Source organism: Paracoccus saliphilus, assembly GCF_028553805.1.
GTDB classification, from domain to species: domain Bacteria; phylum Pseudomonadota; class Alphaproteobacteria; order Rhodobacterales; family Rhodobacteraceae; genus Paracoccus; species Paracoccus saliphilus.
Map to the genome: position 1 here is coordinate 943,177 of NZ_CP067140.1, position 15,196 is coordinate 958,372.

General features: G+C 62.7%; 11 protein-coding genes. 9 read left to right on the forward strand and 2 right to left on the reverse strand.

Going from position 1 to position 15,196, the window contains the following annotated elements; translation table 11 throughout:
* The first annotated feature begins 3 nt into the window (after nt 1–3).
* From rsmH to ampC, 8 genes are all read left to right on the forward strand, one after another.
* Complete coding sequence (rsmH, locus tag JHX88_RS04410) at nt 4–975, forward strand: 16S rRNA (cytosine(1402)-N(4))-methyltransferase RsmH (protein WP_076525605.1); 972 nt, start codon at nt 4–6, stop codon at nt 973–975.
* A complete protein-coding gene (gene ftsL, locus JHX88_RS04415) occupies nt 972–1,337 on the forward strand; it encodes a cell division protein FtsL (RefSeq protein WP_076525607.1) in 366 nt (121 codons plus the stop codon). Before rsmH ends, ftsL begins: the two co-directional genes overlap by 4 nt.
* Nucleotides 1,334–3,163: a peptidoglycan D,D-transpeptidase FtsI family protein gene (locus JHX88_RS04420; protein WP_076525609.1), complete on the forward strand. Its 1,830-nt coding sequence runs from the start codon at nt 1,334–1,336 to the stop codon at nt 3,161–3,163. The genes ftsL and JHX88_RS04420 overlap by 4 nt, the downstream gene beginning before the upstream one ends.
* A complete protein-coding gene (locus tag JHX88_RS04425) occupies nt 3,160–4,659 on the forward strand; it encodes a UDP-N-acetylmuramoyl-L-alanyl-D-glutamate--2,6-diaminopimelate ligase (protein WP_076525611.1) in 1,500 nt (499 codons plus the stop codon). Before JHX88_RS04420 ends, JHX88_RS04425 begins: the two co-directional genes overlap by 4 nt.
* A complete protein-coding gene (locus JHX88_RS04430) occupies nt 4,656–6,038 on the forward strand; it encodes a UDP-N-acetylmuramoyl-tripeptide--D-alanyl-D-alanine ligase (protein WP_076525613.1) in 1,383 nt (460 codons plus the stop codon). Before JHX88_RS04425 ends, JHX88_RS04430 begins: the two co-directional genes overlap by 4 nt.
* Before the next feature lie 3 nt (nt 6,039–6,041).
* Nucleotides 6,042–7,124, forward strand: a complete 1,083-nt coding sequence (gene mraY / locus JHX88_RS04435) for a phospho-N-acetylmuramoyl-pentapeptide-transferase (RefSeq protein ID WP_076525615.1) — start codon at nt 6,042–6,044, stop codon at nt 7,122–7,124.
* Nucleotides 7,125–7,206: 82 nt separating this feature from the next.
* Entirely contained in the window at nt 7,207–8,610 is a 1,404-nt protein-coding gene (gene murD / locus JHX88_RS04440) for a UDP-N-acetylmuramoyl-L-alanine--D-glutamate ligase (RefSeq protein WP_076525617.1), read from the forward strand.
* 765 nt (nt 8,611–9,375) lie between these two features.
* Nucleotides 9,376–10,626: a class C beta-lactamase gene (gene ampC / locus JHX88_RS04445; RefSeq protein ID WP_272848186.1), complete on the forward strand. Its 1,251-nt coding sequence runs from the start codon at nt 9,376–9,378 to the stop codon at nt 10,624–10,626.
* A 132-nt stretch (nt 10,627–10,758) separates the two neighbouring features.
* On the opposite strand, the gene JHX88_RS04450 is transcribed toward ampC, so the two are convergent.
* Nucleotides 10,759–12,717, reverse strand: a complete 1,959-nt coding sequence (locus JHX88_RS04450; RefSeq protein ID WP_076525619.1) for a protein meaA — start codon at nt 12,715–12,717, stop codon at nt 10,759–10,761.
* Between the two features lie 117 nt (nt 12,718–12,834).
* Complete coding sequence (locus tag JHX88_RS04455) at nt 12,835–13,575, reverse strand: carbonic anhydrase (RefSeq protein ID WP_076525621.1); 741 nt, start codon at nt 13,573–13,575, stop codon at nt 12,835–12,837.
* A gap of 242 nt (nt 13,576–13,817) precedes the next feature.
* On the opposite strand from JHX88_RS04455, the gene ccrA reads away from it, so the two are divergent.
* Nucleotides 13,818–15,104 (forward strand): crotonyl-CoA carboxylase/reductase, encoded by a 1,287-nt coding sequence (gene ccrA / locus JHX88_RS04460; RefSeq protein WP_076525623.1) that lies wholly within the window; start codon nt 13,818–13,820, stop codon nt 15,102–15,104.
* The last annotated feature ends 92 nt before the right edge of the window (nt 15,105–15,196 follow it).

Consider the following 15,196-nt stretch of genomic DNA (forward strand, 5'->3'; position numbering starts at 1 on the left):
GCGATGGATGCTTCGCATGTCCCGGTCCTGCTGAAATCGCTTCTCAAGGCGGTTTCTCCTGTTTCAGGCACCTGGCTGGACGGCACTTTCGGCGCCGGCGGATATGCGCGCGGACTGCTGGAGGCCGGAGCGGGCTGCGTGATCGGCCTCGACCGCGATCCGGCGGTTTTCGGGATGGCCAGTGGTTGGGCCGGTGAATATGGCGACCGGTTGCGACTGGTCGAAGGCGAGTTTTCCGATCTCGACAGGCTGGCCGGAGAGCCGCTTGACGGCGTGGTGCTGGACCTGGGGGTCAGTTCGATGCAGCTCGACCAGGCCGAGCGAGGCTTTTCCTTTCTGCGTGACGGGCCGCTGGACATGAGGATGGGGCAGGAGGGTGCTTCTGCCGCCGACCTGCTGAACGAGGCGGAAGAGGCGGTGATCGCGGATATCCTCTATCATTACGGTGAGGAGCGTGCCTCCCGCCGCATCGCCCACGCGATCGTGGCCGCGCGCCCATTGACCCGGACCGCGCAACTGGCAGAGGTGGTGGCCTCGTGCCTGCCGCGTGCCAAGCCGGGACAGAGCCATCCGGCGACGCGGAGTTTCCAGGCTATCCGGATCTGGGTGAATGACGAATTCCGGCAACTGGTCGATGGTCTCACTGCCGCCGAGCGCGCATTGCGGCCTGGTGGCAAGCTTGCGGTGGTCAGTTTCCATTCGCTGGAGGACCGGATCGTCAAGCGCTTCATGCAGGCGCGCGCAAGCAGCGGTGGCGGCGGGAGCCGTTATGCCCCGGCCGTCGAGGCCGCGCCGGCCGCGTTCACCTTGCCGTTCCGCCGGGCGATCGGACCGGATGCGGAAGAAATGAAGGTCAATCCCCGCGCCCGCTCCGCCCTACTGCGCGTGGCCATCCGTACCGATGCGCCCGCCGCGGATCCGGACGAGGCGGGATTGGCCATGCCGAGACTGCCGGGCAAGGGGGGCAAGCGATGAAATCCATCGTTTACCTGACATGTGTTCTGGTGGTGATGGGGCTTGCCTTCTGGGCCTATCGCGAGAATTACCGAACTCAGGCCGCCATGAGCGAGATGAGCGATGTCCAGCGCGAGATCGCCGGACTTCGCGAGGAGCTGGGCGTGTTGAGGGCCGAATGGGCCTATCTGAACCGGCCCACTCGCCTGCGCGAGCTTGTCGATCTGAATTTCGACCGTCTGCAGCTCGTGCCGCTCGAGCCGGACCATTTCGTTGATCTTGATAACGTCGATTACCCCAAGCCGCCCCCCGTCCGTCCGCCATCGCGCCCGGAAATGGGTCGGGCCGATGCTGATGCCGTATCCAACGAGGAACAGCCATGATCCGCACCCCATTGCGCCCTCTGGCCCGCATTCTTCGCGCGCGTGAACGTGGCGAGAATCCCGACGAGATCGAGGCCGAGAACCGGCGGATGCGGCATGAGCAAATCCAGGACAAGGCCCGGCGCCGCGCCGAGGGCCGTCTGATCCTGATGGCGAGCTGCTTCGTGCTGGCCTTTGCTACCGTAGGCGTGCGCATGGGCGCGCTGGCGTCGAGCGAGCCGAGCGAGCCGCGTGCCCAGGTCATGAGTGCGCAGATCATGTCGCAGCGCGCCGATATCACGGATCGGCGCGGGCGGGTGCTGGCAATGAACCTGTTGACCCATTCGCTCTATGCCCATCCTCACCAGATGGTCGACCCGGTCCGCTCGGCGCAGGGATTGGCGAAAATCTTTCCCGATCTCGATCTGGAAGAGCTGACCGAGGATTTCACCTCCGAGCGCAAGTTCATGTGGATCAAGCGCAAGATCAGCCCCGAGCAGATGCAGGCGGTCCATGATCTGGGCGAGCCGGGCTTGCTGTTCGGCCCGCGCGAGATGCGGGTCTATCCGAATGGCCGCATAGCCAGCCATATCCTCGGTGGCTCGGGTTTCGGCAACGAGGGCGTAAGCAGTGCCGAGGTTCTGGGCGTCGCCGGGGTCGAGAAGGCTTTCGATGGCTGGCTGCGCGATCCCGCGAACGAAGGTGCGCCGCTGGCGCTGTCGATTGACCTGACCGTGCAATCGGCGATGGAGCGGGTGCTCGATTCGGGCATGAAACTGATGAACGCCAAGGGAGCGGCCGGGGTGTTGATGGAAGTCGAGACCGGCGAGATCGTCGCGATGGCGAGCCTGCCCGATTTCGATCCCAATGACCGGCCTCGTCCGTTACTGCAGGGCGATCCCTCTGACAGCCCGCTGTTCAATCGCGCGGTGCAGGGACAATACGAACTTGGCTCGACCTTCAAGATTTTTCCGGTCGCGCAGGCCCTGGATCTGAAATTGATCAATCCCAATAGCGGCATCAATTCCAAGAGCCCGATGAAGATCGGCAAATACCTGATCCATGATTTCCACAATTACGGGGCGCAGCTCAGCGCGACCGACGTCATCGTGAAATCCTCGAATGTCGGTACGGTGCGGATCGCCCAGATGGTGGGCCCCGAGCGTCAGAAGGAATTCCTGAAGGAACTCGGTTTCTTCGCGCCGACCCCGGTGGAGATGGTCGAGGCGCCGACCGGCCAGCCGCTGGTGCCGAAACGCTGGCCTGCCGTGACCTCTGCGACGGTCGCCTTCGGCCATGGCCTGGCCGCCAGCCCGCTGCACCTGGCAGCGGCCTATGCGACTGTTGCCAATGGCGGCAAGAAGGTGACGCCCACGCTGGTGCATGGCCGCAAGCGCCCCGAAGGCGAGCAGGTCCTGTCAACGCGTGCGGCCGAGATGGCGGTCAGCATGTTGCGGCAGGTGGTGACGCGGGGGACGGCGCGTCGCGCCGAGGTCGAAGGCTACGAGATCGCCGGCAAGACCGGCACCGCCGACAAGCCGCGTCCGAGCGGCGGCTATTACGACAACAAGGTCGTGGCGACATTCGCCTCGGTCTTTCCCGCCAGCAATCCCAAATATGCGCTGGTCGTATCGCTCGACGAGCCGTCGGTCTCGACAGGTGGCGGCGAGAGCCGCACCGCCGGGATGACTGCCGTTCCCGTCGCGGCCGAACTTGTCCGCCGTCTCGCGCCGCTTCTGGGGCTGGAGGCCAAGAGCGACGTGATCCTGCCCAGGATCGCTCCCAAGGTTATGGCGCATGTTGAACAGGGCGCGACGGATGCGGTAAAGCTCGTTTCGAACAAATGACGGGTGAAACGGTGAGTCGGGCGTCGAAGAAACTGTCGCAGCTTGGGCTGCGAGGCAGAGACGGGCGCGATCCCGTGATTTCCGGAATTTCGGTCGATAGCCGAACGGTCAAGCCGGGGCATCTCTTTGCCGCCCTGCCGGGATCGACCGTGCATGGTGCCGAATTCATTTCCTATGCACTGCGGATGGAGGCAGGGGCCGTGCTGACCGACCGCGCCGGGGCACGGATGGCGGCCGAAGCCTTCGCTGATTGGGACGGTGCCGTGATCGTGGCCGAGGAACCGCGTGCGGCGCTTGCCGGGGCTGCGGCGCTGTGGTTCGAGGCGCAGCCCGAACATGTAGTGGCCGTCACCGGTACCTCGGGCAAGACCAGCGTGGCGACATTCACCCGCCAGATCTGGCAGGCACTGGGTTATCAGGCGATCAGCCTCGGCACCATGGGGGTCGAGGGCGATTACCATGCCAAGCTGGCCCATACCACGCCCGAGCCGGTGACCCTGCATCGTGTCCTGTCCGAGGCGGCGGGGGCCGGCGTGACCCACGCCGCGATGGAGGCCTCCAGCCACGGCCTGGATCAGCGGCGGCTCGACGGCGTGCGGGTCGAGGCGGGCGCCTTCACCAATTTCAGCCAGGACCACCTGGACTACCACGCGGATTTCGATGAATATTTCGCGGCCAAGGCGCTGCTCTTCAACTATATTCTCGAAGATGGCGAATCGGCGGTCATCAATATCGACAGCGAGCATGGCCGCAGGATGGCCGATATCGCCAAGGATCAGGGGCTGGCGCTGACCACGATTGGCACGGGCGATGACGCCATGCTGCGCATCCTCGGCCAACGCTACGACGCCACCGGTCAGGATCTGCGTTTTTCCGTGATGGGACAGACCCATATGGTCCGCCTGCCGCTGATCGGCGGTTTCCAGGCCGAGAACGTGCTGGCTGCGATGGGACTCGCGTTAGCGACGGGCGGTGCGGCGGAGGCGATCATCGCGGTGCTGCCCGAGCTGCAGACCGTCCGGGGCCGGATGCAACTGGCGGCGCAGCGCGACAATGGCGCGGCGGTCTTCGTGGATTACGCCCACAAGCCCGGCGCGCTGATCGCTGCCCTGCAATCGCTGCGCCCGCATGTGATGGGCCGCATCATCGTGGTATTTGGTGCGGGCGGAGACCGCGACCGGGGCAAGCGCAAGCTCATGGGCGAGGCCGCACGGCAATATGCCGATGTGGCCATCGTCACCGATGACAATCCGCGCAGCGAGGATCCGGCCTCGATCCGCGCCGCTATCATGGAAGGGGCAGGGCCCGAGGCAACCGAGATCGGGGACCGGGCAGAGGCGATCCTGCGTGGCGTGGACGCGCTGCAACCCGGCGATGCCCTGCTGATCGCGGGCAAGGGGCACGAAACCGGCCAGATCGTGGGACAGGATGTCTATCCTTTCGATGATGCCGAGCAGGCCTCGGTCGCTGTCGCCGCGCTGGATGGCCGCATATGAGCCTTTGGACCGCAGTAGATGCTGCCGCCGCGACCGGTGGGCGGGCGCAGGGGAACTGGGTGGCTTCCGGTGTCTCCATCGACACGCGGACGATTCGGCCGGGCGATCTTTTCGTTGCGCTCAAGGATATCCGCGATGGCCATGATTTCGTGGCGCAGGCGCTGGAGAAGGGGGCCGCCGCCGCCCTTGTCAGCCGCATTCCCGAGGATGTGCCGCAGGATGCGCCGCTGCTCATCGTGCCCGAGATTCTGCCGGCGCTGGAGGATCTGGGTCGTGCCGGCCGGGCGCGCATGACGGGCAAGGTCATTGCCATCACCGGCTCGGTCGGCAAGACCTCGACCAAGGACATGGCGCGGGTGGCGCTGTCCGGGCAGGGGCGAATCCATGCCGCCGAGGCCAGCTACAACAATCATTGGGGCGTGCCGCTGACCCTTGCGCGGATGCCGCGCGACAGCGATTTCGCCATTATCGAGATTGGCATGAACCAGCCGGGCGAGATCGCGCCGCTCGCCCGGCTGGCCCGCCCGCATGTCGCCATGATCACCACGGTCGCCGCCGCGCATCTCGAGGCTTTCGGTGCCATCGAAGGCATCGCGCATGAGAAGGGCGCGATCTTTGAAGGGCTCGAGGCGATCGGCACCGCGATCATTCCCGAAGGCTTGTCCGTGACTTCGATCCTGCGCGATCACGCCGATGCGGCGGGGGCAATCCTGATGGGCTTCGGGCGCGAGGGCATGGCGCGGCTGGTACATACGAAGCCCGAGGACGGTCAATTGAAATGCCGCGCAAGAATTGCCGCGGAAACGATTGATTTTACGCTGGAAACCACCGGCACCCATTTCGCCCTGAACGCGGTCGGCGTGCTTGCCGCGCTTGGCGCTGCCGGGGCCGATGTGAAAGAGGCGGCCCTGCGCCTCGCCGATTGGCAGCCACCCAAAGGCCGAGGCGCGGTCGAGGATCTGGGCGGCATCCACCTGATTGACGATGCGTTCAACGCCAACCCGACCTCGCTGGCGGCGGGCTTGGCGATGCTGGCCGGGTTGCAGGCGGGGCGGCGCGTGGCGATTCTTGGCGACATGCTGGAACTTGGGCCCGACGAGATCGCACAGCACCGTGCCATGGCCGATGATCCGGCGATGGAGAAGATCGATCTGGTTCACGCCGCAGGCCCGCTGATGCGGCATCTTTACGATGCCTTGCCAGCGGGAAAACGCGGGACCTGGGCCGAGTCCTCCGCCGAACTCGCCGTGAACGCCATGGATCTGGTCGCGCCCGGCGATATCGTGCTGGTGAAGGGATCGAAATCCTCGAAAGTGTCGGCGGTGGTTGACGCGCTCCGGCAATCAGGGCAAAGGCCCACGCCGCAACAGAAGGGGTAAGCGATGCTCTATTGGTTGAGCAGTTTTTCCGAAGGGGGCGACCTCTTCAACTTGTTTCGATATATTACATTTCGCGCCGGCGCCGCCTTCTTCACTGCGCTGATTTTCGGCTTCATCTTCGGCAGCCCGCTGATCAGCTATCTGCGGAAGGTCCAGAAAAAGGGCCAGCCGATCCGCGATGACGGCCCGGAAGGGCATCTGGTCAAGGCCGGGACACCCACAATGGGCGGTATCCTGATCCTCGCGGCGCTGTTCGTCTCGACCCTGCTCTGGGCGCGGCTGGACAATGGTTATGTCTGGATCGTGCTGCTGGTGACGGCGGGTTACGCCGCCATCGGTTTTGCCGATGATTACGCCAAGGTCAGCAAGAACAATACCAAGGGCGTGTCTGGGCGGCTGCGGATGGGGCTGGGGCTGGCGCTGGCCTTCATCGCCTCGGCCTGGGCCATGTGGCTGCATCCGGCCGAACTGAGCGGGCAACTCGCCATGCCGGTCTTCAAGGATGCGCTCATCAATCTCGGCCTGCTGTTCATCCCCTTCGGCATGATCGTGATCGTCGGCGCCGCCAACGCGGTGAACCTGACCGACGGGCTGGACGGCCTGGCCATCATGCCGGTGATGATCGCTGCCGGAACCCTGGGCGTGATCGCCTATACCGTCGGGCGGGTGGACTTTACCGAATATCTCGGTGTGCACCAGGTGCCGGGAACGGGCGAGATCTTGATCTTTGTCGCTGCCCTGATCGGCGGAGGCTTGGGTTTCCTGTGGTACAACGCCCCACCCGCCGCCGTCTTCATGGGCGATACTGGCTCGCTTGCCCTGGGCGGTTCGCTCGGTGCCATCGCCGTCGTCACCAAGCACGAGATCGTGCTGGCCATTGTCGGCGGGCTCTTCGTGGTCGAAGCGCTCAGCGTCATCATCCAGGTGCTCTATTTCAAGCGCACCGGCAAGCGCGTCTTCCTGATGGCGCCGATCCATCACCATTTCGAGAAGAAAGGCTGGGGAGAGGCGCAGATCGTGATCCGCTTCTGGATCATCGCGCTGGTGCTTGCCTTGATCGGACTGGCGACGCTCAAGCTGCGCTGATACGCTTCTTCTTCATGTAAATATCCTCTGGGGGTCCGGGGGGCGAAGCGCCCCCGGCCCGAGGGCTGAAAAGGTGCAAGTAATGATCCCTGTCCAAGGCGTAGAAGATCAGACCGTCGCCGTCCTCGGGCTTGGCCGCTCGGGCAAGGCGACCGCCGCGGCCTTGCAGGCGGGCGGGGCGAATGTCATCGCGTGGGACGACAGCGTGGATACTCGTGAGGCGGCCGAGGCCGAAGGGTTGCACATCGCCGATCTGACCAGGGACGAGGCATGGCATGGCGTCACCATGCTGGTCACCTCTCCCGGCATTTCGCATCTATACCCCAACCCTCACCCGGTGATCGCCAGGGCCTATGCGCTTGGAATCCCGGTGGATAACGACATCGGCCTGTTCTTTCGCAGTTACGCCGAGGCCAGTTGGGCCGAATTCGATCGTTCGCCCAAGGTGATCGCGGTGACGGGGTCGAACGGCAAATCCACCACCACGGCGCTGATCCACCATATCCTCGAGGAATGCGGTCGGCCCAGCCAGATGGGGGGCAATATCGGCACCGGGGTGCTTTCGCTGGAACCCGCGCAGGATGGCGAAGTCGTGGTGATCGAGCTATCGAGCTATCAGACCGAGCTGGCGCGGGCGCTGACGCCGGATGTTGCCGTGTTCACCAATCTGACGCCGGATCACCTGGACCGTCATGGCGGGACGGGCGGCTATTTCGCAGCGAAACGCCGCCTTTTCGCGGAAGGCGGGCCGGACCGCGCGGTGATCGGCATCGACGAGGCCGAGGGACTGTATCTTGCCGGACAATTGGCGACGGCGCCTTCGGATGACCGGGTGATCCGGGTTTCGGCCGGGCAAAAGCTGGATCGCGCGGCGTGGTCGGTCTTTGTGCGCAAGGGGTTCCTGGCCGAGTATCGCAAGGGGCGGCAGGTGGCATCGATCGATCTGCGCGGGATCGCGGGCCTGCCCGGTGCGCATAATCACCAGAATGCCTGCGCCGCCTATGCGGCCTGCCGGGCGGTGGGGCTGGCCCCGCGCGAGATAGAGGCGGCCTTCCACAGTTTTGCCGGTTTGCCGCATCGCAGCCAATTGGTGGCCGAGATCGATGGCGTCCGCTATGTCAATGATTCCAAGGCAACAAATGTCGATGCTGCCGCCAAGGCGCTGCAGGCGTTCGAGCGTATCCGCTGGATCGCCGGGGGGCTTGGCAAGGATGGCGGGATCGCCGCGCTGACCCCTTATCTGGAGCATGTGAGCAAGGCTTATCTGATCGGCCACTCGGCGCGGGATTTCGCGCTGGAGATCGGCCAGACGCCGCATGAGATCTCGGAGACGATGGAGCAGGCGGTCGCGAAGGCTCATGCCGAGGCCGAACCGGGCGAGACGGTGCTGCTTGCGCCGGCCGCTGCAAGCTTCGATCAGTATCCGAATTTCGAGAAACGGGGCGAGCATTTCACCGCGCTGGTCGAGGGGCTGAAAGCGCGCTGAACCGGCGGGTTTCACGAACGGCCGTGGGTGTTGCGCAACAGTAGCGTGCGTTGCTAGGACAAAACTGTCGCATGCGCGGGTTTCCGGGCCAGCAAATGCTGGGCTTTGGGCTGTGACATGCGTACACCGAGCGTGCACAACCTGTACACAGAGTGTACACCGCTTTTGCGCAAATGCCGCTATGAGGTGACAGATTCTGCCACGCGAGCCGATATTTGTGCCAAACGTGCCCCTTTCCGCTCTGCCGATCCTGACGGGAGGGATGGCGGGTTATACGCCCGCCCGTGTCGCTGAAGCAGCCCTTCGAGCGAACTGCGGTGAGTGACGGCATCGACCCGGCTGCTGCGCATCCATGAGCGAGTTCACATAGTGGCGAACCATGGTGAGTATCGAGGCCGCGAGTGAAACCCTGGCCAGAAAACAGCGGCTTTCTTAAGTAACTAGCTCAATTTGCGCTTGATCGAACTCACTTTCCCCGCTTCTTCTTCACCCAAATATCCCGGGGGTCCGGGGGCAGCGCCCCCGGCCACCGCGGGACGCAATTCGGAACCGAGCCTGATTAAACGCAAACTGCTCTAACCCACTGTCTCGTGAATTTTTATGGCCATGCTTCTCATTGAGGCATTGAGGCTGCGAAGATGTTTGTGACCATTGGTCAGTGGCGCAGTGCTTCTGTTCCTGTCGGCGCCTTGTTGTTTCCGCTCGCGGCTTTCCTATTAGTTTTTCTAAACGGAGCTGCAAGAAATGATATTTTGACGCTCCATTTTGATCGTCATACACGAGATTAATACAGTTTTTCTCATGGTTCTGGGGCGATATGCATCGCGCCCGGCCAAACGCAAGGCAAGGATGATTATGACCAGCGTTCGACTTTTCGGTTTCGCGGCTGCGATGCTCGCCGCCCCGGCTTATGCTCAGGGACTGACCGATCAGAAATTCCAGGAGATCAGCGAGAGGATCTTTCGCCCGGTCATTGAGGAATTTGACATTCCCGGCATCGCGATCGGTGTCACGTTCAAGGGAGAGTCCTATGTCTTCACGGATGGCTTGGCCGATCGCGCGGCGTCGCGCCCGGTAGACCCGGACACGATCTTCGAGCTTGGGTCGAATAGCAAGTTGTTCAACGTCGCGCTCGCCGCTCTGGGGGAAGAGCAAGGTTTGCTGTCGTTGCAGGACCCTGTATCCGCGAAGCTTCCTTCGCTAGCAGGCAGTGCTTTCGACAAGATCTCGCTTTATGATCTGGCTGCCCATGCTACCGGAGGCCTGCCCTTACAGGTTCCGGATGACATATCCGACAATCAGGAGTTGATGACATATCTCGCAGCCTGGATGCCCGATGGAGTCACGAAATCTCTTCGCTCCTACTCTAACGTCAGTATTGGTCTGCTCGGCCTGATCACCGGAGAGCAGTTCGGAAAATCATACAAAGACGCCCTCAAAGAGGACCTGCTGCCCGGTCTTGGCCTCGACAGCACCTTCATCACCGTGCCGGAAGCTGCAATGGGGCGTTATGCCTTCGGCTATTCGCGAACCGATGACAGCCCGATCCGGGTAAATCCCGGTATGCTTGATGCCGAAGCCTATGGTATCAAGTCCACGGTTTCTGACATGATCCGGTTCCTTGACGCTCACCTCGGAAATCTCACGCTTGATGACGAAATAACAGCGGCATTGGCCAGGACGCGGGTGTCCGAATTCGATACCGTCCACTATGCTCAGGCCATGATTTGGGAGGGGTATCCGTGGCCGGTGAATACTTCTGAACTTGCAGCGGGCAATTCGGCAGAAATGGTCATGACGCCGCAACCGATGACGCATCGTGCAGCGAAAGCCCTGGACGGCGAGGTCTTCCTCAACAAGACCGGGGCAACCAACGGATTCGGTTCCTATGTCGCGATGATACCATCCGAGCAGATAGGCGTCGTCGTCCTAGCCAACCGGAACTATCCCAACCCTGTCAGAGCGGACGCAACAGTTGAACTGCTTCACCAGCTTTTGGAAGAGGGTGACGAGTAGTCGGCAAATCATGGTGCGGCTGACGGCTGCATTAACCTGTATGGCCGCCACTCGGGCAGCGCATTGTTTGGCCGCAAAACAGCACAAACTCAGGTAACAGAGGCAGAACCATCTGCCTCTGTTCAGGGCAGGTCACGCCGCGGCCGCTCCGGGTTCTACCAAGGCCACGATATCCATCATGATCCTGTTGAGCTGGAAATCCTTGGGCGTATAGACCCGCGCCACGCCCATGGCGAGCAGGCGCTGCGCATCCTCTTCGGGGATGATGCCGCCGGCGATGACGGGAATATGGCCCAGCCCGGCATCACGCATCCGCTCGACCAGTTCCTCGATCAGGGGGATGTGGCTGCCCGACAGGATGGACAGGCCGACGACATGGGCCTCTTCCTCGCGGGCCCGGGTCACGATCTGTTCGGGGGTCAGGCGAATGCCTTCATAGGTGATGTCCATGCCGCAATCGCGGGCGCGGAAGGCGATCTGTTCGGCGCCGTTGGAATGTCCGTCCAGCCCCGGCTTGCCGACCACGAATTTCAGCCGCCGCCCCAAGCGGGTGCTGACCGCATCCACCGCCTCGCGGATCTCCTCCAGCCCCTCGGTCCGGTTCGAGGGCGAGGCCGACACGCCGGTTGGACCGCGATACTCGCCATGGACCGAGCGCATCACACCGGCCCATTCGCCGGTCGTGACCCCGGCCTTCGCCGCCGCGATGGAAGGAGGCATGATATTGTCGCCATTCTGCGCGGCCTCGCGCAGCGCGGTCAGTGCGGCGCGGGCGGCATCCTCGTCGCGGTTCTTGCGCCATTCGTTCAGGCGGGCGATCTGGTCCTGCTCGACCTCGGGATCGACGACAAGGATGCCGCCTTCTCCGGCGGTCAGCGGTGAGGGCTCCCCCTGTTCCCAACGGTTCACGCCGACCACCACGGTTTCGTTCGATTCGATCTTGCCGAACCGCTCGGCATTCGATTCGACCAGCCGGGACTTCATATAGTCGATGGATGCGATCGCCCCGCCCATCTCGTCCAGCAGCTTCAACTCGTCGCGTGCGCCCGCCTTGAGTTCCTCGACCTTGGCGGCGATGACCGGATTGCCGTCGAACAGGTCGCCATATTCCAGAAGGTCGGTCTCATAGGCGACGATCTGCTGCATCCGCAGCGACCATTGCTGATCCCATGGCCGGGGCAGGCCGAGCGCCTCGTTCCATGCGGGAAGCTGCACCGCCCGCGCCCGCGCGTTTTTCGACAAGGTCACCGCCAGCATTTCCAGCAGGATGCGGTAGACGTTGTTTTCCGGCTGCTGTTCGGTCAGGCCAAGGCTGTTCACCTGTACGCCATAACGGAAACGCCGGTATTTCGGATCCTCGATGCCGTAGCGGGTGGCGGTGATCTCGTCCCACAGTTCGGTGAAGGCGCGCATCTTGCACATCTCGGTGACGAAACGGATGCCCGCATTCACGAAAAAGCTGATCCGCCCTGCCATCGCCGGGAAATCTTCGGCGGGAACCTTGCCCTTCAGGTCGTCCAGCACCGCGATCCCGGTGGCCAGCGCATAGGCCAGTTCCTGCTGCGGCGTCGCCCCTGCCTCTTGCAGGTGGTAGGAGCAGACATTCATCGGGTTCCATTTCGGCAGGCTCTTCGCGGTGAAGGCGGCCACGTCGGTAATCATCCGCAACGAGGGCTTGGGCGGGCAGATATAGGTCCCGCGCGAGAGATATTCCTTGATGATATCGTTCTGCACCGTGCCCTGCAGTTTCGCGACATCTGCCCCCTGTTCCTCGGCCACGGCGATATAGAGCGACAGCAGCCAGGGCGCCGTCGCGTTGATGGTCATCGAGGTATTCATCTGCTCCAACGGGATCTGGTCGAACAGCGTCCGCATGTCGCCCAGGTGGCAGACCGGCACGCCGACCTTGCCGACCTCGCCCCGCGCCAGCACATGATCGCTGTCATAGCCGGTCTGCGTGGGCAGGTCGAAAGCCACCGACAAGCCCGTCTGTCCCTTGGCCAGGTTGCCCCGGTACAGCGCGTTCGACTTTTCAGCCGTGGAATGGCCCGCATAGGTGCGGAACAGCCAGGGTTTGTCCTTCTCGGCCATGATGGTGCCTCGCAACAATCTTTCTGTCTGTGTTCAGATACAGAAACATTCATGCGCCGTCAATTCGCCGCGCCGCAGAAATTCGTGGCGATGCGGTTGCACCGCCACATTTGCGCCTTATTGCTTGGGATGGATGACCAGCCGGTTGTTGACGTCCTGCACGGGGCGGTTGTTCTCACCCATGACTTCGGCCAGTGCCGCGATCTGATCGGCCGAGGCGGTGACCGGGGTGCTCAGGACATGCCATGCCACGCCTTCGGAGCAGGGCGGCGTGGTCAATGAGCCGGAATAGCGGAAGGTTGCCAGCGATTCCGGCAAAAGCGCGGCCGGGTCGAATTCGACCCCGTCGATCTTCTGCGGTTCACCCTCATGCGCGGGCAGGTGCTTGATGATCTTGGCGAGTTCGGGGTTCTCTTTGCCTTCCGCGATCAGGATGGCAAGGACCGAAAGCTGCCCATCGGCCGATTTGTGAACGAAATGCGCCTCTAGCGGGAAATGTTTCCCGTGGATGGCATGTTCGCTCGGGTCATGGAAATGCACCTGGAGCAGGGGAAAATCCTTGCCATCCTCGGTCAGGGCCCCTGAATTGGTCGCATCCAGCTGGATCGTGTGACCGTTGTTCCAGATCGTCATCGGCAGCGGCTTGTAGCTGGAGGTGAATTGCGCTTCGCCCACCGCGTTCGATTCGTCCAGGTCGATGGGTGACTGGCTTCTGCCGAGTTTGCAGGCCAGGTATTGTGCGTCTAGTTCGGCCCAATGGTCGGGCCCGATTTGCCCCGTATATGACCAATGCGGCGCGGAATCATTCGCCAGGGCGAATTGCGGCAGGCAGAGCAGGACCGCTACATATCTTAACATCAAATTTCCTCTTTAAACGTCCGGATTTGTGCCCGGAACTCGGTAACAACGACTGTAGGAATACGCCGATCGCGGCGATCCACCAGCCTTTTTCTAGATTGCATTTTCACGATTTGACGAGGGGATCGGAGAAGACATAATATTTCAAAATTTGATCCTGCAGGATTGCATTGTTGCTAGATCGCTTTTAACAAGTCCTCAACCCGGTGATTCTGCACCGCGGCACGGTGAAGGAGATGCAGATGGCCCTTGATGCCCCGATCGCGCCCTACGAGGCGCCCGAGAAAGACCTTTACAAGATCGGCGAGATGCCGCCCCTCGGCCATGTGCCCAAGCAGATGCATGCCTGGGCCATTCGCCGCGAACGCCATGGAGAACCTGACCAGGCGATGCAGCTTGAAGTCGTGGACACTCCGGCCATCGACAGCAACGAGGTGCTGGTCCTGGTGATGGCGGCCGGCGTCAATTACAACGGCATCTGGGCCGGGCTGGGCCAGCCGATCAGCCCCTTTGACGGGCATGGCGCGGAATATCACATCGCGGGATCGGATGCGTCGGGGATCGTCTGGGCCGTGGGCGACAAGGTCAAGCGCTGGAAGGTCGGCGACGAGGTCGTGATCCATTGCAACCAGGACGATGGCGATGACGAGCATTGCAATGGCGGCGACCCGATGTATTCGCCCAGTCAGCGGATCTGGGGATACGAGACGCCGGACGGGTCGTTCTCGCAATTCACCCGTGTGCAGGCGCAGCAACTCATGCCCCGCCCGCGTCACCTGACATGGGAGGAATCGGCCTGCTACACGCTGACGCTGGCCACCGCCTACCGGATGCTGTTCGGCCATGAACCGCATGAGCTGAAACCGGGCATGAACGTGCTGGTCTGGGGCGCCTCGGGAGGGCTTGGCTCATATGCGATCCAGTTGATCAACGCGGCGGGCGGCAATGCCATCGGCGTGATCAGCGACGAGGACAAGCGTGACTTCGTCATGAGCCTTGGCGCAAAGGGCGTGCTGAACCGCAAGGATTTCAATTGCTGGGGGCAACTGCCGACCGTGAACACGCCCGAATATGCCGACTGGTTCAAGGAGGTCCGCAAGTTCGGCAAGGCCATCTGGGACATCACCGGCAAGGGCAAGAATGTCGATATCGTCTTTGAACATCCGGGCGAAGCGACCTTCCCGGTCTCGACCTTCGTGTGCAAGAAGGGTGGCATGGTGGTGATCTGCGCGGGCACCACCGGGTTCAACTGCACCTTCGATGTCCGCTACCTGTGGATGCATCAGAAGCGCGTGCAGGGCAGCCATTTCGCCCATCTGAAACAGGCCAGCGCCGCCAATCAGCTGATGCTGGAGCGCCGTCTCGATCCCTGCATGTCCGAGGTTTTCCCCTGGGCCGAGATCCCGCAGGCGCATATGAAGATGTACAGGAACGAGCACAAGCCGGGTAACATGTCGGTGCTGGTGCAGGCCCCGACGACCGGCTTGCGCACCTTCGAGGACGCGCTGGAGGCCGGGCGCAAGGGCTGATCCGGCGAATTGGTGACTGGGGCTGGCCGCGCCGGCGACACCGTCGAACAAAGGGGGATGCACAATCGCTGCATCCCCCTTCGCTTTCCGGC

What these genes read in the sequence shown, in the direction of transcription:
- rsmH (WP_076525605.1), top strand. Translation starts at nt 4, where the DNA reads ATGGATGCTTCGCATGTCCCGGTCCTGCTGAAATCGCTTCTCAAGGCG.
- ftsL (WP_076525607.1), top strand. Translation starts at nt 972, where the DNA reads ATGAAATCCATCGTTTACCTGACATGTGTTCTGGTGGTGATGGGGCTT.
- JHX88_RS04420 (WP_076525609.1), top strand. Translation starts at nt 1,334, where the DNA reads ATGATCCGCACCCCATTGCGCCCTCTGGCCCGCATTCTTCGCGCGCGT.
- JHX88_RS04425 (WP_076525611.1), top strand. Translation starts at nt 3,160, where the DNA reads ATGACGGGTGAAACGGTGAGTCGGGCGTCGAAGAAACTGTCGCAGCTT.
- JHX88_RS04430 (WP_076525613.1), top strand. Translation starts at nt 4,656, where the DNA reads ATGAGCCTTTGGACCGCAGTAGATGCTGCCGCCGCGACCGGTGGGCGG.
- mraY (WP_076525615.1), top strand. Translation starts at nt 6,042, where the DNA reads ATGCTCTATTGGTTGAGCAGTTTTTCCGAAGGGGGCGACCTCTTCAAC.
- murD (WP_076525617.1), top strand. Translation starts at nt 7,207, where the DNA reads ATGATCCCTGTCCAAGGCGTAGAAGATCAGACCGTCGCCGTCCTCGGG.
- JHX88_RS04450 (WP_076525619.1), bottom strand. Translation starts at nt 12,717, where the DNA reads ATGGCCGAGAAGGACAAACCCTGGCTGTTCCGCACCTATGCGGGCCAT.
- JHX88_RS04455 (WP_076525621.1), bottom strand. Translation starts at nt 13,575, where the DNA reads ATGTTAAGATATGTAGCGGTCCTGCTCTGCCTGCCGCAATTCGCCCTG.
- ccrA (WP_076525623.1), top strand. Translation starts at nt 13,818, where the DNA reads ATGGCCCTTGATGCCCCGATCGCGCCCTACGAGGCGCCCGAGAAAGAC.